The 16,226-nt window shown below is 72.1% G+C and carries 13 protein-coding genes; 5 read left to right on the top strand and 8 right to left on the bottom strand.

Annotated features, from left to right (window positions below; translation table 11 throughout):
* Window positions 1-230 precede the first annotated feature (230 nt).
* Window positions 231-800, bottom strand: a complete 570-nt coding sequence (locus QRN23_RS09115; protein WP_285063344.1) for a recombinase family protein — start codon at window positions 798-800, stop codon at window positions 231-233.
* Between the two features lie 196 nt (window positions 801-996).
* Here QRN23_RS09115 and QRN23_RS09110 point away from each other — a divergent pair, with 196 nt between their 5' ends.
* Together QRN23_RS09110 and tmk are read left to right on the top strand one after the other, a co-directional pair.
* Window positions 997-1,461: a DIP1984 family protein gene (locus tag QRN23_RS09110; RefSeq protein ID WP_056044753.1), complete on the top strand. Its 465-nt coding sequence runs from the start codon at window positions 997-999 to the stop codon at window positions 1,459-1,461.
* Window positions 1,462-1,752: 291 nt separating this feature from the next.
* Window positions 1,753-2,409 carry a dTMP kinase gene (gene tmk / locus QRN23_RS09105; RefSeq protein WP_285063343.1) on the top strand — a complete coding sequence of 219 codons (657 nt, stop codon included), beginning with the start codon at window positions 1,753-1,755 and terminating at the stop codon, window positions 2,407-2,409.
* Between the two features lie 75 nt (window positions 2,410-2,484).
* Here tmk and QRN23_RS09100 read toward each other — a convergent pair whose 3' ends face one another.
* Window positions 2,485-2,784, bottom strand: coding sequence for a helix-turn-helix transcriptional regulator (locus tag QRN23_RS09100; protein ID WP_285063341.1), 300 nt, complete (start codon window positions 2,782-2,784; stop codon window positions 2,485-2,487).
* Window positions 2,785-2,864: 80 nt separating this feature from the next.
* Between QRN23_RS09100 and map the strand changes: the two genes are divergently transcribed.
* Window positions 2,865-3,641, top strand: a complete 777-nt coding sequence (gene map / locus QRN23_RS09095) for a type I methionyl aminopeptidase (RefSeq protein WP_043594844.1) — start codon at window positions 2,865-2,867, stop codon at window positions 3,639-3,641.
* A 19-nt stretch (window positions 3,642-3,660) separates the two neighbouring features.
* Here map and QRN23_RS09090 read toward each other — a convergent pair whose 3' ends face one another.
* Entirely contained in the window at window positions 3,661-7,176 is a 3,516-nt protein-coding gene (locus QRN23_RS09090) for a TM0106 family RecB-like putative nuclease (protein ID WP_285063340.1), read from the bottom strand.
* Between the two features lie 76 nt (window positions 7,177-7,252).
* Window positions 7,253-7,870, bottom strand: coding sequence for a helix-turn-helix domain-containing protein (locus QRN23_RS09085; protein WP_056044888.1), 618 nt, complete (start codon window positions 7,868-7,870; stop codon window positions 7,253-7,255).
* 80 nt (window positions 7,871-7,950) lie between these two features.
* Here QRN23_RS09085 and QRN23_RS09080 point away from each other — a divergent pair, with 80 nt between their 5' ends.
* A complete protein-coding gene (locus QRN23_RS09080; RefSeq protein WP_285063339.1) occupies window positions 7,951-8,970 on the top strand; it encodes an NAD(P)/FAD-dependent oxidoreductase in 1,020 nt (339 codons plus the stop codon).
* Window positions 8,967-9,677 carry a class I SAM-dependent methyltransferase gene (locus QRN23_RS09075; RefSeq protein WP_285063336.1) on the top strand — a complete coding sequence of 237 codons (711 nt, stop codon included), beginning with the start codon at window positions 8,967-8,969 and terminating at the stop codon, window positions 9,675-9,677. Before QRN23_RS09080 ends, QRN23_RS09075 begins: the two co-directional genes overlap by 4 nt.
* Window positions 9,678-9,800: 123 nt before the next feature.
* Here the strand turns inward: QRN23_RS09075 and QRN23_RS09070 are convergent, their stop codons facing one another.
* Genes QRN23_RS09070 through QRN23_RS09055 form a run of 4 tightly spaced genes read right to left on the bottom strand, consistent with a single transcriptional unit; the run spans window position 9,801 to window position 16,205 of the window.
* Window positions 9,801-12,944, bottom strand: a complete 3,144-nt coding sequence (locus tag QRN23_RS09070) for a glycoside hydrolase family 2 TIM barrel-domain containing protein (RefSeq protein ID WP_285063335.1) — start codon at window positions 12,942-12,944, stop codon at window positions 9,801-9,803.
* Window positions 12,941-13,912, bottom strand: a complete 972-nt coding sequence (locus QRN23_RS09065; protein WP_082059946.1) for a carbohydrate ABC transporter permease — start codon at window positions 13,910-13,912, stop codon at window positions 12,941-12,943. The genes QRN23_RS09070 and QRN23_RS09065 overlap by 4 nt, the downstream gene beginning before the upstream one ends.
* Window positions 13,909-14,871 carry a carbohydrate ABC transporter permease gene (locus QRN23_RS09060; RefSeq protein WP_285063333.1) on the bottom strand — a complete coding sequence of 321 codons (963 nt, stop codon included), beginning with the start codon at window positions 14,869-14,871 and terminating at the stop codon, window positions 13,909-13,911. The genes QRN23_RS09065 and QRN23_RS09060 overlap by 4 nt, the downstream gene beginning before the upstream one ends.
* A complete protein-coding gene (locus tag QRN23_RS09055; RefSeq protein ID WP_056044890.1) occupies window positions 14,868-16,205 on the bottom strand; it encodes an extracellular solute-binding protein in 1,338 nt (445 codons plus the stop codon). The genes QRN23_RS09060 and QRN23_RS09055 overlap by 4 nt, the downstream gene beginning before the upstream one ends.
* Between the last annotated feature and the right edge of the window lie 21 nt (window positions 16,206-16,226).

Below are 16,226 nucleotides of genomic sequence, written 5' to 3'. Positions count from 1 at the left end.
GTAACCGTGAAGTTCCTTGCCGTTATTGCTGGCGTAGGCGTGGTCCTTGCCGTTGTCCTTCTGATTCGCGCACAGGACGTAACCGGACAGATTCTGTTTGGAGCCCTCGCCATAGCCATGCTCGTCCTCGCAATCGGCTCCCTCGTGGCGGCGCGGAGAGCCAGCTCATCCAAAAGCACCGATCACCAATAATCATTCGGCCCTTAGGGCTCGCCGCTCTGTTGTCTAGGTCACTGCTGCTCGGCTCGTTGGATAGCCCTGTAGACCGTTGACCGAGCGACCCCGAACAGTTCCGCGATGTCGCTCGTCGTGTGGGCGCCGGTGCGGTGCAGCTGGACAAGGTGCTTCTCCTGCGAGGCGGTGAGCTTCGGCTTGCGGCCGCGGAGCTTGCCGGAGGCCTTCGCGATCGCCATGCCCTCCCGGGTGCGGGCCCGGATCAGGTCGGCCTCGAACTCGGCCACCATGCCGAGCACGTTGAAGAGGAGCCGGCCCACAGGGTCGGTGGGGTCGTGGACCGCTCCCCCGAGGTTCAGGGCAACGCCCTTCTTCGTCAGCTCGTCCGCGATGTCAGTCGCGTCACGCAGCGAGCGGGCGAGACGGTCGAGCTTCGTCACGACGAGAACGTCGCCGGCGCGGCACGCGGCCAATGCCTCGCGAAGGCCCGGGCGGGCTCGAGTCGTCCCCGACAAACCATGGTCAACATAGACGTGTTGATCGTCGACACCCAGTGCTGCAAGACCGTCACGTTGTGCTGCAAGATCTTGTCCCGAGGTCGAGACGCGGGCGTATCCGATGAGCATCGAATGACTGTAGCGTTTAAACCCCCGTCACCGGGCATTTTTGCGGGACAGGCATACGCGAATCCGCAGGCCAGACGCCACTTGACCTCACGCGACCGAGAACGGCTCGAGAAGGTGTCCCGATGAACGACCGGCGACCGGGCGCCGGCGACACGCACGACACGTGGCGCACCCGACGTGCGTAGGATTTCTCATCATGAAGCTCGCCGAAGCCCTCCTGCAACGGTCCGACGCCCAGCGCCGGGTCGACCAGCTGCGTGATCGCGTCACCGCGAACGCCCGCTACCAGGAGGGCGAAGAGCCCACCGAGGACGCCGCCGAGCTGCTGCGCCAGGCGGTCGACACCCTCGCCGTCCTCGAGTCGCTCGTCGTGCGCATCAACCTCACCAACGCTCGTACGACCCTCGCCGACGGCAGCACCATGACCGCCGCCCTGGCCCGCCGCGAGACCCTGCGCGCCACCCACGCCCTGCTCGTGACCGCCTCCGACGCGGCCCGCGGTGCCTCCGGCGGCTACCGCCAGCTACGTAGCGAGCTACGGATGTTCTCGGCCCTGCCGGTCGCCGAGCTGCGGGACCGTGCCGACGCCGTCGCCAAGGACCTCCGCGAACTCGACGTCGAGATCCAGAAGACCAACTGGGAGGCCGAGCTGCAGAACTGACCTGCGCGGTGAGTCGGTAGACGTCACCGGGGCGAGCACGAACCGAGACCGGCGGTCATCCCGGTCACCCTGCAGGCGCGGAGGGCAGCGCCACGACTCACGTCGTCACCACTCAGCCCCGCACCGATCACCGGTGACCGCGCACCCTGCATCGTTCACCACCGTGTGCTGACCGGAGACGTCGAGGGCGGGATCGGGGACCTCACCGCGCCTCCTGGGGCTGCCTCCGTCGGCAGACGTCCGCGTCGCGGTCCGTCCCGCGGCGGGTGCGACGATCGGTAGGCTCGCCGGGTGACGGATCAGGCAGCCCGTGGGGCGTTCATCGTGTTCGAGGGCATCGACGGGTCGGGCAAGTCGACGCAGGCGCGTCTGCTCGCCGCCCGCCTCCAGGACGCGGCGGTGCCGGTGCACCAGACGGCCGAGCCGACGAACGGCCCCGTCGGCACGTTGATCCGCAACGGCTTCAACCGCCGGGTCGACCTGGACGACCGCGTCATCGCGTCGCTCTTCGTCGCCGACCGCCTCGACCACATCACCAACGCCCACGACGGCATGCTCGGCATCGTCGAGCGGGGCACGACCGTCCTCTGCGACCGGTACCACCTGTCGTCACAGGCCTACCAGGCGTCCGACGTGGGCAGCGACTGGATCGCCTCGTCGAACTCCATCAGCACCGACCTGATGCTGCCCGACGTGACGATCTACCTCGACGTCTCGCCCGAGGTCGCCCTCGAGCGCCTCGCCAGTGGACGCACGACCACCGACCGGTTCGAGGTCGACGAGCGACTCCGGGCAGCCCGCGAACGCTACGCCGAGGCCATCGAGAAGGCCGACGAGGTCGTCGTCACGGTCGACGCCGACCGCTCGACCGACGAACTCGCCGACGCCGTCTGGCACGAGGTCTCGACCCGGCTCGACCTCGGGTCGCTGGCGCGTCCGCAGAGCTGACACCGCGCCTCCTCGGGTGACCGGGCCGTCACGACGTGCCTGTCGCCCCGACACGTGGGCGACACCCCGACGGGGTCAGGAGGCGCGGGCAGCGTCGACGATGGACGGTGCGTCCGCTGCTCCCCCGGCTCCGTCGCGCGTGATCTCGGCCCAGACGTCGTCGAGCGACAATCCGACGACGGCGGCGATCGCGGCGATCGTCGAGAAGGCCGGCGTCGCCACGCGACCGGTCTCGATCTTGCGCAGGGTCTCGGGCGACAGCCCGGCGTCCAGGGCGACCTGCAACATCGGCCGGGAGCCACGGGCCCGCCTCAGCAGCACCCCGAGGCGGCGACCGCGTTCGATCTCGGCGGGAGTGAGCGGCAGACGGACCATGCCCCGAGCGTAGTGCGACGGCGGCCCGAGTGGGATACCTTTACCGGGATGATCTTCGGCGCGCGAACGGCAGGACACCCATGATCGAGATCTTGAACCCCTCCGAGATCGAACGGGCCCGGGCGACCGGCGCACTCGTCGGCACCATCCTGCAGACGCTGCGCGACCGGGTGACGGTGGGCACGAACCTGCTCGACGTCGACTCGTGGACCAAGACGATGATCGACGAGGCCGGGGCGGTCTCGTGCTACGTCGACTACGCGCCGTCATTCGGCCGCGGCCCCTTCGGCCACTACGTCTGCACGGCCGTGAACGACGCGGTGCTGCACGGGCTGCCGCACGACCGACGACTCGTCGACGGCGACCTGCTGACGCTCGACCTCGCCGTCGTACTCGACGGGGTGGCGGCCGACTCGGCCGTGAGCTTCGTCGTGGGCGACTCGCGTCCGGCCGAGAGCGTCCGTCTGATCGAGACGACCGAGCGGGCGCTCGAGGCCGGCATCGCGGCGGCCGGGCCCGGGGCCCGCATCGGCGACCTGTCGCACGCGATCGGCTCGGTGCTGTCGGACGCGGGGTACCCGATCAACGTCGAGTTCGGCGGCCACGGCATCGGCTCGACCATGCACCAGGACCCGCACGTGTCGAACACCGGGCGCCCGGGGCGGGGCTACCGCCTGCGGCCCGGGTTGTTGCTCGCGCTCGAACCGTGGGTGATGACCGACACCGACGAGCTCGTCACGGACGCCGACGGCTGGACGCTGCGCAGCGCGACGGGCTGCCGGACGGCCCACAGCGAGCACACGATCGCCATCACCGAGGACGGCGCCGAGGTGCTGACGCGGCGCCCCGTCCGCTAGTCCGACCGCACGGACCGGCTCAGCCCTTGACGGCCGGCTGGCCCTGCCCGGTCAGGCGCAGGAACCCGCTCAGCAGCCCGAGCCCCGCGATCGAGGTGGGCAAGCCCGTCGCGAGCAGCGGGGAGTGCACCAGGAACGCCGCCCACTTCGCCCGCGACAAGGCCACGTTCAACCGGTTCGGCATCAGCAGGAAATCCAGCCCGCGCGGGATGTCGGCGGCACTCGACGCCGCCAGCGAGACGACGGCCACGACGGCCTCCTGCCCCTGGAACAGGTCGACCGTGCCGACGGGCGTCTCGTCGAAGCCGGCCGCGTCGAGGTGTTCGCGCAGCACGGCGCCGTGGGCGTTGTACGGCGCGACGACGATGACGTCGGCCGCGGTCAGGGGCCGGGTGCCGTCGGCGTCCGACCAGTCGAGCCCGACGACCGACCGCACGATCTCGACGACCGCCCGGGCCTCCTCGACCGACGAGGTCGTGTTGCCGACGTGCGTCACCGGTTCGACGTGCAGGCCGGGTGCGACGCCCTCGAGCCGGCGGTCGGAGGCATGGGCGGTCAGTGCCCCGCCGTAGGACAGCTCGCTGACCGGGGCGCACAGCGCCGGATGCATGCGCCAGGTGGTCGCGAGGAAGTAGCCGTACTCGGCCGGCAGCACGTCGTGGCCGTCGGCCAACCAGCCGAGGGCCGACTCGTCGACCGGCTCGGGGTGGCTGCCCTGGCTGACCTGCGGCAATTGCTGCGGGTCGCCGAGCAGCAGCAACCGCGTCGCGGCGACCGAGGTCGCCACGGTCGAGGCGAGGGAGAACTGCCCGGCCTCGTCGACGACCAGCAGGTCGAGGGAGGCGCGGGCCACCTTGTCGGCGTTGGCGAACCCCCAGGCGGTGGCCCCGAACACGGCCCCCACGGCCTGCCCGCCGCCGTCGACCGCGGCACCGCCCGCCCCACCGTCGGCCTCGGCGAGGAACGCGGCCTCGCCGCCGGACTTCAGGGCACGCCAGGGCTGCTCGTCGGCCTGCTCGGCGGTCGTGCCCGACTTCGGCACCTTGCCCACGCGCTCAGGATCGACCCCGGCCGTGATGGCCGCCCGCAGGACGTTCTCGACCACGGCGTGCGACTGCCCGACGACCCCGACACGCCAGCCGTGCTCACGCACCAGCCGAGCGACGACCCGCGAACCGACGTAGGTCTTGCCCGTGCCGGGAGGGCCCTGGACGGCGAGGTACGAGCGGTCGAGGTCGAGCAGGGTCTCGACGACGGCCGAGACGGTGTCGTTCCCGACCACGGGTGCGGGCCCGCCACCCGACCGCCGACGCGGCGGCTGCCGCCGCAGCAGGTCGAACGCCGGGTCGGGCAGCATCTCGGGCAGGGCGTCGAGCACGTGCCCACCCCATTCGGCGATCGCCTCGGGCTGCGGAGTGGCCCGGGGAGGCGCGGCGGGCGTCAGCGCGACCGGGAAAGCGTCGTGCCGGTCGTCGTCGCCGGTGACGCGCTCGAGCAGCACGACCTCGTGCCGGTCGCCGTTCGGGCCGGCCTCGACCACCGTCGACCCGACGGCACCCCGCAGCCCGGGGCCGAGCGAGGCGACCCCGGGCGGGACGGGGGCGTCGTAGACGGCGTAGGGCGCGCCTCCTTCGGTGAGGCGACTGCCGGGTGCGAGGCGGCCGCGCAGCCGCACCTCGCGGCTGAGCTTGCGGGCCCGGGGCAGCTTCTGCCACTCGCGCTCGACCGACGCCGTCTCGACCACGAACACGTCGCGGGTGTCGGCCCAGTCGTCGACCGGATTGCGGAGGCGGTCGAAGTGCTCTTGCCAGAACGTCTTGGCCTCGCGGCGGTGGTAGTCGATGGCCGACGCCGCGAGGGCGATGGCCGTCTGGTCGGGGGTGCGGTCGAGCGGGTCGACGTCGGCCACGTGCGCCGCGAGGCCCACGGCGACCGGGTTCGGCTCGCGGGGCACGCGGGCGAGTTCGAGCGGGTCGGGCGCGGTCGGGCCGTCGGGGTCGTCGCCCCGGGTGCCGTGCCGGTCGGCCAGCTCGAGCAACCAGTCGCGCAGCCGCAGGGTCGACCGGCAGTCGTACTCGTTGTAGTCGCGGACCTCGTCGAGCATCTGGTCACCCCGCGCCGCGTCGCCGGTGGTGCGTTCGGCGATGGCGTCGACGTACATCGTGATGCTGGCGGTGGCCGTCTTGACGTCGCTCTGCCGGAGGTCGTCACCCATGTACAGCGGCTCGAGCTTCTTGAGCGAGTAGCTGTGCGACCCGACGAGCAACGCCTGCCGCACGACCGGGTACAGGTCGACGAGCACGCCGTCACGGAGCAGGTCGTCGACCGCGTCCTCGCCGACGCCGTGGCGGGCCGCCAGCGAGAGCAGGTGGCTGCGCTCGTACGAGGCGTAGTGGTACACGTGCAGGTCGGGGAATCGCCGGCGGCGCTCGGCGAGGTAGTCGAGGAAGTCGATCAGCGCCTGCCGCTCGCCCGCGAAGTCGTGCGCCCAGAAGGCCCGGAAGGTGCCGTCGGCCTCGACCAGCCCGAAGAGGTAGTCGAGGCCCCAGGCCCGCCCGTCGCCCTCGGTGTAGAGCGGGTCACCCTCGAAGTCGAAGAAGACGTCGCCGGCGTCGGGCCGAGGGATCGTCCGCAGGGCGTCGGCGTCGACGACCTCGACCGCGGGCGCGCCGGTGTGGTCGCGCTCGGTGGCGAGCTGCACCCGGGCCTGGCCCCGCAGCCGGGCGAGGGCCGTCGCCCCGATGCCGGCGACGGGCCCGTCCGACCCGGCGAGCTCGTCGATCGTGGCGACGCCGGCCAGGTGCAGCCGCTGACGTTGCTCGCCGCGCAGGCCGGCGACGAGCACGAGGTCGCGGTGCTCGTCGACCTGGGCCTGGCAGGCCGTGCAGCGCCCGCAGGCGGTGACGCCCGGGTCGCCCCAGGTGAGCGGCCCCTCGGCGGCGAGCCGCTCGGCCAGGGCGGCCCGCAGCCGGTCACGCTGGACCCGGTAGACCGGCAGCACGTCGGCGACGTCGTGCACGCTCTCGCTGCCGTCGCCGAGCACGAGGCGCACGGTGTCGGCCGACGGCAGCCCGAGCGCCCGGATCTGGTCCGTGTAGGCCGCGACCTGCAGCAGCGCGGGGATCTTCGCGTGGCGGGCGAGCTTGGTGTCGTAGACCTCGTAGGTGCCGTCGTCGGTGCGCACCACGAAGTCGCTGAAGCCGATGAACGATCCGTCGAAGAACGTCGCCTGGAAGAGCACGTCGGCCCCGGAGGCCATGGCGAGCCGCGCCTCCTCGGCGGCCGCCGCGTAGCCCGACGGGGCCGGACGGTCGAACCCGACGACGTCACGGGTCGCCCGCAGCGCCTCGAGGTACCGCAGCTCGTGCGCGTCGCCGAGCCGGGCCGTGCGGTCGAGCATGTCGTCGGACGCGTCGGCGACGGCATCGACCCGGCCGAGCTTCGCGTCGAGCCGTCGGAGGAACGACCACTCGCACGCGGCCCAGGTCGTCAGGTCGGACGGGCTGGTGACCACCCGGTCGTCGTCGAGGTACACGCGGACTCCTTCTGTCGGGACGCGGCCTGGACGCCCGCCCCGAGCCTAGGAGGCGCCACCGACACCCCGGGACGCCTCACGCGGGCGAGCCGGGCGCGGTCCGCAGGTGCAGCCGCTCGCCCTGCCGACCGAACAGGCTCAGCACCTCGACGGCCCGGTCGTCGGCCCGGCCGAACCAGTGCGGCGTGCGCGTGTCGAACTCGGCCGCCTCGCCTGCCGGCAGCACGAGGTCGAGGTCGCCCAGCACGAGCCGGATGCGTCCGCGCAGCACGTACAGCCAGTCGTAGCCCTCGTGCGTGCGGAGCACGGGTTCGCTCCGAGGCGAGTCCGCAGGAATCACCATCTTGAAGGCCTGGATCGCGCCGCCCCCGCGCGAGAGCGGCACGACCGTCATGCCGTGCTGTTGCCGCGGCGTGAGGTGCACGCGGGGGTCGCCGGTCTCGGGCGCGCCGACGAGGTCGTCGAGCGGAACCCCGTGCTCGCGGGCGAGCGGCAACAGCTGTTCGAGGGTGGGCCGTCGAAGCCCGGACTCGAGCCGGGACAGGGTGCTGACCGAGATGCCGGTCCGCTCCCCCAGTTCGGCGAGGGTCACGCCGCGCCGCGCGCGCAGGGCACGGAGGCGCGGGCCGACCGCGGCGAGGACGTCGTCGGTGCTCGGGGCGTCGGCACCGGGGGCGTTCGTGGGGTGGTCCATGCCGGTCATCTTGCCACTTCGGCAACACAGCTTGCCAGCCCGACGATCCAGGTCGCAGGATCGGGTCAGGAGGTCACACCATGAACCAGAACACCCACCCGGTCGGCGCCGTCCACGACGTCGTCCACGACGTCGTCGTGATCGGCGGCGGTCCCGCCGGACTCAGCGGCGCCCTGTCGCTCGTCCGCGCCCGCCGCACCGTGCTCGTCGTCGACGACGACCGGCCCCGCAACGCTCCCGCCGAGGGCGTCCACGCGTTCCTCACCCGCGACGGCGTCGCCCCGCGCGAGCTCACCCGCCTCGGTCGCGCCGAGGTCGGGGCGTACGGAGGCGCGATCACGTCGGGCACCGTGACCCGCGTCCGCCGCGACGACGACCCCGTCGCCCCCTTCGTCGTGACCGTCACCGGCAGGGGCGGTGACGCGTCCGAGGTGCGCGCCCGGCGCCTCCTGGTGACGTCCGGCCTCGTCGACGAGCTGCCCGCCGTCGACGGCCTCGCCGAGCGCTGGGGCCGCGACGCCGTGCACTGCCCGTACTGCCACGGCTGGGAGGTGCAGGACCGCGTGATCGGCGTGCTGGCCACGAGCCCGTTCGCGATGCACCAGGCCCTGCTCTTCGGGCAGTGGAGCCGCGAGATCGTCCTGTTCACCAACGCCTCGTTCACCCCCGACGACGAGCAGGCCGAGCAGTTGCGGGCCCGCGGGGTCACCGTGGTCGACGGCCCGGTCGCGCGCCTCCGGGTCGAGGACGACGCCCTCACCGGCGTGACGCTCGACGACGGTCGCAAGGTCGACGTCGGCGCCCTGGCCGTCATGGCCCGGGTGCGCTCGCGGGCGGACTTCCTCGCCGACCTCGGACTCGAGGCGACCGAGCACCCCGCCGGCGTCGGCACCCACCTCGCCACGATCGAGCCGCTCACCGGCCGATCGGCCGTGCCGGGGGTCTGGCTCGCCGGCAACGTCACCGAGCCGATGGCGCAGGTCGTCGCGGCGGCCGCGGCGGGCACGATGGCCGGCGCAGCGATCAACATGGACCTGGTGACGGACGAGGTCGCGGCGGCCGTCGCCGCCCTGCGCACCGGGGAGAGGATCGACGCATGAGCGAGGCGGAGCGAGGGCAGCAGCAGCACCACGAGCACGAGCAGGAGAAGGAGCGACATGGGAACGGGCACGCCCACCCCGTCTTCGACCGCGACTACTGGGAGGACCGCTACGGGCAGCCCGGCCGCGCCTGGAGCGGACGCCCCAACGCCGCCCTCGTCGCCGAGGTCGCCCAGCTGGCCCCCGGTCGCGCACTCGACGTCGGCAGCGGCGAGGGCGGCGACGCCCTCTGGCTCGCCTCGCGGGGCTGGCGGGTCACGGGCGTCGACATCTCGCAGAACGCCCTCGACAAGGCGGCCGCGCTGGCCCGCGAGCAGGAGGACGTCGACCCGGCCCACCTCACCTGGCAGCAGGCGGACCTGACGGAGTGGAGCCCGACCCGCGCCTCCTTCGACCTCGTCACGGCGCACTTCATGCACCTGCCGCCCACCGACCGCGAGCGGCTGTTCCCGGCACTGGCCGACGGCGTGGCACCGGGCGGCACCCTGCTGATCGTCGGCCACGACGTCGACGCCCTGCCGGGCGGCGCCGGGAAGCACGGCGACCCGGGCATGCTCTTCACCGTCGGCGAGGTGGTCGGCAGGCTCTCCCCCGACTCGTGGCGGGTCGACGTCGCCGAGGTGCGCCCGCGTGACATGACGGGCCCCGACGGTGAGGTCTGGCACGTGGCCGACGTGGTCGTCCGCGCGACGCGCCGGGACGGCTGAGGTCGGCGCCGCCCGGGCGGCACGCGGACGCGGCCGCACGCAGGACGGGCGGGTCCGTCCGGCACGGGCGTCCTGAGACGCCCGCCCGGCACGGACCCGCCCGTCCTCGGCGGGGTCGGCCCGCTACAGCGCGCTGAACTTCAGGCGCAGCTGGTGGGCGCCCGGACGCAGCACGTGCCGCGACGCGACGTCCGGCCCGCACGCCCGCGACCCGACGCCGTGCTGGGCGGCGTCGAGGTACAGGTGGGTGCGGTCACTCGCGGGCAGCTCGTGCGGGTGCTCGGCCACGCCGATCTGCTGGGCCGTGTGGCGGCTCAGCGTGAAGCCGGGTCGTCCACCCGTGGCGCTCGGCACCGCCTCCACGCGCAGCCACGGCCGACCGGCGGGGCCGAGGTCGAGCGTGCGCAGGTCGCTGCGGTGCCCCGTCTCCTGTGGGCGGGCGTACCCGGCCGACAGGTCGTCGATGCCCGATTCGTAGCGTCCGACGAACGCCGAGTGACGGCTGTCGGGGTAGGACTCGCGCGGACCGGTGCCGAACCACGAGGCGTGGTCGACGTCGCCCGGCAGGTCGAAGCGCACGCCGACTCGGGGCCAGACCATGTCCCACCACCCCGTCGGGACGATGTCGACCGACAGCCAGAGGTCGTCACCGACGAGCTGCCACTGCTCGTCGGTCGTCACGGCGTTGCGCGTGTCGGCCGCGGCGTAGCGCGTCCGCACCCGGACCGAGTCCGGCGCGACGCTCACCGACTCGACGCGCGCGGTGAGCCGGTCGAGCCCGGCGAGCAGCCAGGTGTCCTGTGAGCTGGGCAGCACGCCGACCTCGTACAGGTCGACGCGGTGGCGGTTGCGCATCACGTCGCGGTCGCGGTCCTTCGGCGTCAGCCACTCGCCGCGGTCGTTGTCGGTCGGCGCGCGCCACAGCTCGAGACGGGCGCCGTCGACCGGGCGCCCGGCCAGCGAGACCAGCCGCCCGTCGTCGAAGACGGCCGGACCGAGCTCGACGCGCCCCGAGGAGGCGCGGGCCACGTGGTCGCGCACGTCACCCACGACTGCGGGGCGCGGTGTCGCGACCCGCACCGGTGCCGGCGTGAGGTCGAGCTGCTGGGTCGAGAGCACGTGACCCGCGTCCGCCCACACGGTGGCGTCGGCGAGCTCGGCGGTGACCGTGAACCACGTCTCGCCGGTGCCCGACACGGGCACCTCGGGCAGCGGGACGACGACCGTCTCGTGGGCGGCCAGGGCGCCGCCGTCGAGGCCGACCACGTCGAGCGTGCCCGAGCGCACCTCCTCGCCGTCGTGTGACGCGACCCACCGGAAGACGACGTCGGAGGCGCTCGCCGAATGCCGCAGGTTCGACACGACGAGCCCCGGTCGACCGTCGACGGTGGGCGTCTCGAAGCGCAGGCGGATCGGGGCCACGACCTGCGCCCACTCGTACAGGCCCGGTGACGGGGTGTCGTCGCTCAGCACCATGCCGTCCATGACGAAGTTGCCGTCGTGGACGACCTCGCCGAAGTCGCCGCCGTAGCCGAAGTACTCGACGCCGTCGGCCGTGTGCGTGCGCAGGCCGTGGTCGCGCCACTCCCAGACGAAGCCGCCGTGCAGGCGCGGGTAGGCGTCGACCAGGTCCTCGTACTCGTCGATCGCGCCGGGGCCGTTGCCCATCGCGTGGACGTACTCGCAGAGCAGGAACGGCTTGGAGCGCTGGCGCGCGGCCTCGGCCGGCGTGCAGCCCAGCAGCGGGACGGACTCGTCGCCCGACCCGATGGCGCGCGTCTCGTCGATCCACGAGTACATGCGCGAGTAGACGTCGGTGTAGGCGCCCGTGTAGTCGCCCTCGTAGTGCACGGGACGGCCCCCGTCACGGGCGTGGGTCCACGCCGCCATCGCCGCGAGGTTGTGACCCGTTCCCGCCTCGTTGCCGAGCGACCAGAGGACGATGCTCGGGTGGTTCTTGTCGCGCTCGACGGTGCGCACCATGCGGTCGACGTAGGCGTCGTGCCAGTCCGGGTCGTCGCTGGGGTTGCCGATCCACTCCTGGCGTTCGAAGGCGTGGGTCTCGAGGTCGCACTCGAGGACGACCCAGAAGCCCAGCTCGTCGGCGAGGTCGAGGAGGCGCGGGTGCGGCGGGTAGTGCGACGTGCGGATCGCGTTCACGTTAAACCGCTTCATCTGGGCGAGGTCGCGGCGCGACCACTCCTCGTCGAAGACGCGGCCACGGTCGGGGTGGGTCTCGTGGCGGTTGACGCCGTGGAACACCACGCGGCGGCCGTTGACCTCGAACTGGTCGCCCACGATGCGGACCGTGCGGAAGCCGAGGCGCAGCGAGACGGTCTCGGCGCCGCCTGCGCTCGTGACGGTCGCGTCGTAGAGGCGCGGGGTCTCGGCGGACCACGGCTCGACCGCGTCGAGCGCGACGGGCGCGACGTCGGCCGGGGTGGCCCAGGTCACCTCGACGCCGAGCTGGGACACCGAGAGGGTGACCGGGTAGGCGGCCTCGCCGGCGGTGATCTCGGGGACGATCGCCGCGCCTCCTTCGCCCTGACCGGCCGTGCCGTGGAACGGCGTCCGAAGCCAGACGTCGTCGAGGCCGCCCACCGGGCGGGCCTGCAGCGTGACGCTGCGGAAGATGCCGGGCAGCCACCACTGGTCCTGATCTTCGACGTAGCTCGACGCCGACCACTGGTGCACGCGCACCGCGATCACGTTCTCGCCCGGGTGCAGGGCGTCGGTGACGTCGAACTCCTGGGCGAGGCGGCTGCCGACGCCCATGCCGATCTCGACGCCGTTCAGCCACACCACGTAGCGCGACTCGACGCCGTCGAACCGCAGCAGCACGCGCTCGGCGCCGTCGAAGGACGACGGCAGCTCGAACGTCCGGCGGTGGTCGCCGGTCGGGTTCGCGTCGGGCACGAAGGGCGGCTCGGTCGGGAACGGGAACTGCACGTTGGTGTAGATCGGGGCGCCGCGCGAACCGTCACCGCCGAGCACCCAGTGCGACGGCACCTCGATCTCGCCCCAGGACGACTCGTCGAGGTCGACCGCGCCGACGCCGTCGACGGGCTCGCCCCCGGGCAGCACGCCGCGGCCGCCCAGCGTGCCGGGGGCGCCGGGCAGTAGACGGAACGACCAGGTGCCGTCGAGGGACAGCGTCGGGGCGTCGGTGTGCAGCCACGACCGCGCCGGTGTGCGGGCACCCTGACCCGGGCCGGTGTCGGTGAGGTAGTCGGCGGAGACGGTGGACGGTGTGGTGCTGGGGGTCACTTGACGCTTCCTTCGGTGAGGCCGCCGCGCCAGAAGCGCTGGAGGACGACCATGGCGATGACCAGCGGGATGATCGACAGCAGCACGCCGCCGGTCGTCAGCTGGTAGAACTCGGGCAGGCGGTCGGTCTGGCTGAGCCAGTTGTTGAGGCCGAGCGTGACGGGGAACTTGTCCACGTCGCTCAGCATGACCAGGGGCAGGAAGTAGTTGTTCCAGATGCCCACGAGCTGGAACAGGAACACCGTGACGAGCGCCGGGGTGAGGATGCGCAGTCCCAGGGTGTGGAAGATGCGCAGCTCGCTGGCGCCGTCGAGGCGGGCGGCCTCCATGAGCGACGTGTCGACCGTGGCCTGCGCGTAGATGCGGCAGAGGAACAGGCCGAACGGCGACACGAGCGACGGCAGCAGCACGCTCCAGTAGGTGTTGGCGATGCCCATCTGGCTGAACAGCAGGAAGAGGGGCAGGGCCGTGGCGGTGCCGGGCACGAGCACGCCGCCGAGGATCGTGCCGAAGACGACGTTGCGTCCGCGGAACTCGTACTTGGCGAGCGCGTAGCCGCCGGCCGCGGCGAAGTACGTCGCGATCAGGGCTCCGACGCCGGCGTAGAGCACCGAGTTGAGCACCCACCGCACGAAGATGCCGTCGCCGTAGGTCAGCACCTGGCCGAGGTTGTCCCAGAGCGAGAAGGTCGGGGCGAACCAGAAGCCGAACGTGCCGAACAGGTCGGGCGTGGTCTTGGTCGCCGCGACGACGACCCAGTAGACCGGCACCAGGAAGTACAGCGCCACCACGACCAGGACGGCCGTGACGATGATGGTGGACGCCTTCGAGCGTCCGGCCGTGCGGTCGGGGCCGGCGCTCCGGGCACGGCGGCGGGCGGGCTTCTCGGCGCCGCGGCCGCGACCCTGTGCCGTCACGATGGACTCGGTCTCGGTGGCGTGCTCGGCGCCCTTCGTCGAGAGGCTCATTTCTGCTTCCTGTTCGTGATGCTGAGGAACGTGATCGACAGCGCGAACGCGACGAGGGCGATCAGCACGGACTGGGCGGCCGCGACGTTGTAGTCGTTGTAGGCGAAGGCCGTGGTGTACGCGCTGAGGTTGGGCGTGTACTGGCTGTCGATCGCCGGCGAGACGCGTTGCAGCACCTGGGCCTCGGCGAACAGCTGCAGGGTGCCGATGATGGAGAAGACGGCGGTGAGCAGCAGGGCCGGACGGATCAGCGGCAGCTGGATGCTGAACGCGACGCGCAACGACGACGCACCGTCGACCTTGGCGGCCTCGTACAGCTCGACCGGGATCGACTTGAGCTGGGCGATGATGATCAGCATGTTGTAGCCGGTGTAGCTCCAGGTCACGATGTTCGCGATCGACCAGAGCACGGTGTTCGCGCCGAGGAAGTCGGGGGTGACGCCGAAGACCTCGCCGATGTCGATGATCGGGCTGAGACCGGGTACGTACAGGAACGACCAGAGGATGGTCGCGATGACGCCGGGCACGCCGTACGGCAGGAAGTACGCGGCGCGGAACACGCCCGGCCACTTCGCCGACGCCGACTCGAGCAGCAGCGCGAGCACCGTGCAGAGGATGAGCATGACCGGCACCTGGACGATGCCGAACAGGAACATGCGGCCGATCGAGGCGACGAAGTTGGGGTCGCCGATGACCTGGGCGTAGTTGTCGAAGCCGGCGAAGCCGCTGGTCACGCCGCCCTCGCCGAACAGGCCGCTGCGGGTGACCTTCGTGAAGCTCGAGAAGAGGGCGATGACGATCGGGATCACGAAGGTCAGGGCGAAGAGCGCCAGGAACGGCGCGAGCAGCACCCAGGGCGCCCGCTTGACGGCGCCCTTCGAGCTGCTGCGGCGGGGCCCCGAGGAGGTGCGGGTCGAGTCGGTCGCCGCGTCGGGCCTGGTGTCGGTCGCGGCGCTCATGCGTTCGCCTTCCGGATGGTGAGGCCCTTGTTCTGGAAGACGGCCATGATGTCCTTCTCGGCCTGGGCCACGGCGTCGACGAGCGTGCCGCCCGACGCCTTGCCCCGGAACCCGTCGCTCAGGATGTTGAAGGACTGCTGGGTGATGGGCCACCAGCTCCAGTCCTGGTTCTGCGAGGACTCCTTCGTGGCGGGCACGAAGACCTCCTGGTTGTAGTTCTGACCGCTGAAGAACGGGCTGGGCTGCTCGCGCAGCGAGCCGACGACGTCGCGGGCCGGCGACCAACCGATGCCGCAGAACTCGATGAGGGCGTTGATGCCCTCGGGGGTCGTGGTCATCCAGACGGCGAAGTCCAGCGCCTCCTGGGGGTGCTGGCTGTTCGCGAGGATCGCGGCGGTCGAGCCGCCGAGGAAGCTCGACGCGTAGCCGGTCTGCCAGGTGGGCAGCGGGGCGCACTTCCACTTGCCCTCGGCGCCGCTGACGCCCTCGATCAGGGCGTCACCCCACGAGCCGGTCGCGACGGAGGCGATCGTGCCCGCGCTGGCGGCCGAGAACCAGGCCGGCGTGTAGGCGCCGTAGGCGGTCGTGACGATGCCGTCGTCGATCGCCTTGTCGAAGAACCGGGCGACGGTCAGGGTCGCCTCGTCGGTCATGTCGATGACCCAGCCGTCGTCCTCGGCGCGCAGCCACGAGGCACCGGCCTGGGTGGCGTAGGCGGCGAACAGCGAGGCGTCGGCGAGCGGGAAGGAGTCCATCAGCACGCCGGCCCCCTTGAGTTCGGTGCCGACCGCGGCCCATTCGTCCCACGTGGCGGGGACGCCGGCGCCGACGGTGTCGAAGACGGCGGGCTGGTAGAACATGCCCATCGGGCCGCTGTCCTGCGGGATCGCGTAGACGCCGTCGGTGTAGCTGACCTGGTTCCACAGCGTGGGGTCGTAGAGGTCGGCGTACTGGTCGGCGCCGTAGCGCTTCAGGTCGACGACGCCGTTGGCGAGGAGGAACTCGGGCAGCGAGCGCAGCTCGACCTGGGCGATGTCGGGCCCGGCCCCCGCGGCGAGCGCCGAGTACAGCTTCTGGTAGCCGCCCGCGTTGCCGCCGGGGATGAAGACGGTCTCGACCTGGACGCGCGACTGGCTCTTGTTGTACAAGGCGGTGACCTGGTCGAGGCCCTTGAGCCAGGCCCAGTACTGGAGCTTGACCGGGCCGTCGGCCGCGGGGATGGTCGGCAGGGAGTTCACGGAGGTCGTCCCGGGCGTGGCGCAGCCGGCGAGCATGGCAGTGGCGCCGGCGGTCACCCCCAGGCCGAGCAACTGCCGTCGGGAAATCGGGCTCATGTTCATCTCACTTCGTCGTGG

The organism is Frigoribacterium sp. ME-P-080 (assembly GCF_030209595.1).
GTDB lineage: Bacteria > Actinomycetota > Actinomycetes > Actinomycetales > Microbacteriaceae > Frigoribacterium.
This window is presented reverse-complemented; position numbering and strand designations above follow the sequence as displayed.